Origin of the sequence: Flavobacterium cyanobacteriorum (genome assembly GCF_002251835.1) — a bacterium.
Lineage (GTDB): Bacteria > Bacteroidota > Bacteroidia > Flavobacteriales > Flavobacteriaceae > Flavobacterium > Flavobacterium cyanobacteriorum.
In genome coordinates this window covers 1-3,401 of the sequence record NZ_NOXV01000103.1, presented here as the reverse complement: position 1 = coordinate 3,401, position 3,401 = coordinate 1, and the positions used below count along the sequence as shown (strand labels likewise).

Annotated in this window: 4 protein-coding genes; 3 read left to right on the top strand and 1 reads right to left on the bottom strand. The window is 40.1% G+C overall.

The annotated features are described in order from the left end of the window. Positions 1-87: 87 nt before the first annotated feature. The gene (locus tag CHU92_RS01185; protein ID WP_094411775.1) at positions 88-1,026 is read right to left on the bottom strand and encodes an HU domain-containing protein; all 939 of its coding nucleotides are present in this window, start codon (positions 1,024-1,026) and stop codon (positions 88-90) included. 98 nt (positions 1,027-1,124) lie between these two features. Here CHU92_RS01185 and dprA point away from each other — a divergent pair, with 98 nt between their 5' ends. From dprA to CHU92_RS01170, 3 genes are all read left to right on the top strand, one after another. Beyond that, a complete protein-coding gene (gene dprA / locus CHU92_RS01180; protein WP_094411773.1) occupies positions 1,125-2,228 on the top strand; it encodes a DNA-processing protein DprA in 1,104 nt (367 codons plus the stop codon). Between the two features lie 245 nt (positions 2,229-2,473). Further along, positions 2,474-2,884, top strand: a complete 411-nt coding sequence (locus tag CHU92_RS01175; RefSeq protein WP_094411771.1) for a hypothetical protein — start codon at positions 2,474-2,476, stop codon at positions 2,882-2,884. A gap of 111 nt (positions 2,885-2,995) precedes the next feature. Continuing rightward, entirely contained in the window at positions 2,996-3,376 is a 381-nt protein-coding gene (locus tag CHU92_RS01170; protein WP_094411769.1) for a hypothetical protein, read from the top strand. The last annotated feature ends 25 nt before the right edge of the window (positions 3,377-3,401 follow it).

Below are 3,401 nucleotides of genomic sequence, written 5' to 3'. Positions count from 1 at the left end.
CAAATAAAAAACCGTCTCAAAATTTAAGTATTGAGACGGCTTCTTCAAATTGTAAGACGTATTCAAAAAGTTATTTCAAAACCAAATTTATAATTCTTTTACCAAAAGCCAAGCTTGCTTGTCGTGTTTCTCACGTATCTGCATCATGCTGTCCTGCGCTTCTGCACGGGTGGCAAAACTTCCATACAGCACGGGGTACAGGCCAAACTGGTTTTTGCCAAGCATCCGGCCCTTAAAACCCTTGTTTTGCAGCTGGCGCATCGCTTTACCGGCATTTGCCCTGCTCCTAAAGGCACCGGCCACAATATGGTAATTCAGGTTTTCTTCTTCGGCAACTGTAAGCGCGACGGCTGGCAGCGGGTTGTCTATGAAAAAGGTAGCTGTCTGAATCTTTTCCTGTATTTTTTCCTGAACGGCTTTTTCTACAAGCAGAGTTTCTTCGGCCACCCGGTTGTCGTTATACAGCTTATATCCTGTGGCGCCGGCAGAAAGTGCCACAATAATTATAGCAGCATATTTAAGGTAAGCATAGCTTTTCCTGCGTTCATGTGTAAATAGTACAGGAGCCTTTTCTTCAAGCGCTTCCGCCTGTTTTTTCAGCTCTTCTCGTTTCACTACCGGCGAAATAATAATATTTAGCCCAAATGCATCTGTCAGGTAATTCACCGGTGTATCAGGGGTGAAAACAAGATTGCCTTCACTATTAGTGCTGATATGGCCAAGGTTTTTCAGGGTTAGGGCTTCTTTCCGCTCCAGGCGGTAAAGCCATTTCTCTACCTCACTGCCTATGGCGGCAACGGCCTGGTCGTAAGAAATTTTTTCCTGTAAAGCAATATGGTTGGCTAAAAGCCCGTCATTATTTTTTACATTCGCATTAAAAGAAATGAGTTTTTTTGGAGGATAAAAAGTGCTGGTGTCAGCATTTATCTGGGCCGGCTGTATTTCGGTGAGGAAAGCCCCAAAGCCCGGCAAAGTAACGCACTGGTAGCGATACAATAAAGCTGATATGTATTTTTCTATCTTCATAAAGGCAAATTTACTTATTCAACATAAAGGGCAAAATTTTATTCACAAATTTTATTAACAATTGCTGCTGTGTTGCCCGCAGCAGCGCTATTATATGAATGACTGATACAGAATTGTTCAATACACTCGCACTACTGCGCGTGGAGGGCGTAGGCGACATTATGGCTAAGAAGCTGATAAGCCATTGTGGGTCAGCAACAGAAGTTTTTAAGGCTAAAAAGTCCAAAATAACCGCTATAGACGGTGTAGGCGAAACTGCATGGCAGAACCTTCAGGACAAAAATGTTTTTAAACAGGCCGAAGCTGAAATGAAGTTTATAGAAAAAGAAGGCATAAAAGCCTCTTATTTTATGGATGCTGATTATCCTGAAAAGTTGAAGCACTGCATTGACGGGCCTGTTATCCTTTTCAGCTCAGGCAACATTAACCTTGAAGGCAGGAAGATAGTAAGCATTGTAGGTACAAGGCAGGTAACCTCTTACGGGGCTGAATTTTGCCGTAAGCTGGTGGAAGACCTTGCTCCGCTTAACCCTGTTATTGTGAGTGGTTTTGCGTATGGTGTAGACATCGTGGCACACCAGGCCGCGTTGGACAATAACCTGCAAACCATAGGGGTGTTGGCACACGGGCTGAACCAGATATACCCAAAAGCCCACAAAAAATACATGGCTAAGATGGAGGAGAACGGCGGTTTCATGACCGAGTTCTGGAGTACCTCAAACCCTGACAGGGAGAATTTCCTGAAGCGTAACCGGATTATTGCAGGCATAGCGGAAGCTACGGTAGTGATTGAAAGTGCCGATAAAGGCGGGTCTTTGGTAACGGCTAACCTTGCCAATGATTATAACCGGGATGTGTTTGCCGTGCCCGGGCGCGCCACAGATAAGTACAGCCAGGGCTGTAACAACCTGATAAAGACCCAGCGTGCCAATTTGCTGGCCGGTGCTGCCGATATCATATACCTGCTAAACTGGCAGCTGGAAGAGAAAAAGCACAAGCCGGTGCAAAAGCAGCTCTTTGTATCGCTGGAAGGCGATGAGCAAAAAGTATATGACTACCTGCAAAGGAACGGCAAAGAGCTTATGGATGTAATAGCGCTGGAGTGTGAGTTGCCGGTATTTAAAATTTCCTCGCTGTTGCTAAATATGGAGTTAAAAGGCGTGATACGCCCGCTGCCTGGGAAGCTGTTTGAGGCGATTTAAGTAGTAACGGAATATTTTAAAGAATGAGAATTGAATGGGAAAATTTAGATACCGCTGGGTTTGATGCTGGGGGTACAGAAATGTTGAACTATCAAGGCCAACCCTTTACAGGTTTCGCGGTTGAATATAAAAATGGTCATATCTAAACATTTTAACAATGCGCCAACAAGTCCAGATTCGATGACTCATGAGGCATAAGCGAAAATGAAATCCGTACTTTTTTTCCAATATTTTAATTTTATATTATGAATTTACAAGACTATACAATTGATATTAGATTAAATAACAAATTTATCTATTTTAATCAACCTGCTTATTTAAATTTGGAGTCTCTTCTTAATGGAATTTTAAATCCAGTTATTAATTTAGATTTTTTCATCAATAAGGTTCAATTTTTAATTAATAATTGGAATGATATTGAATCTATTGTTGATAATGACTACGGAGGCTATTGGGATGATGAAGTTTTGGCCGAAAACAATATGACTGGTACTTTTTTTACGTTAATTTCTGAGGTTGACTTGCATGTATATGTTAATGTTGCTACCCAAACTATTTGTGTAGAAGATGATTTTCATCCGAACCATTCTCTATTAGAATTACCTCTTCAAGAGTTTCTTGATATAATGATTCAATGGCGAAACATAATCATTTGATTAATAGTTATTAAAAGTTATCATGCCACAAAATCCCACCCCGGTAGCAAAAAGGTATTATCCGCGGTTATAATTGTAACCGTTGATGATTTGGAAGTTAATAATAACTATATGAAAATAAGATATCTAAACAAATTAAAAAATGCACCTACCAGGCCTGATTTGATGACAAATGAGGGCATAAGTGAAAATGAAATTATCCAATTAGAATCATCTTTTAACAATGGGATGATGTTTCCAAAGGCATTGAGGGAACTTCTTTATTTGGCAGGCGATTTCTGTTATGTCTGTGACTTTGGGTTAACAGATACCCAGGAAGAATTACAATTATTTGTTAGAGGAAATATAGATTACTATAACAAATCAATTGTACGTCCTTTTTATGTTTTTGACATCTATAATGCTAGAGAACAATTTTTATTTATCTATTTAGATGAAGGTGATAACCCGCCTATTTATGCCGCACAATATTGTAAGCTCCCCCAAAAATAGTACAGTTTAAAAGTAGAAAAAAAGT

Coding starts and splice junctions, on each gene's coding strand:
- dprA (WP_094411773.1), top strand. CDS start 1,125: ATGACTGATACAGAATTGTTCAATACACTCGCACTACTGCGCGTGGAG.
- CHU92_RS01175 (WP_094411771.1), top strand. CDS start 2,474: ATGAATTTACAAGACTATACAATTGATATTAGATTAAATAACAAATTT.
- CHU92_RS01185 (WP_094411775.1), bottom strand. CDS start 1,026: ATGAAGATAGAAAAATACATATCAGCTTTATTGTATCGCTACCAGTGC.
- CHU92_RS01170 (WP_094411769.1), top strand. CDS start 2,996: ATGAAAATAAGATATCTAAACAAATTAAAAAATGCACCTACCAGGCCT.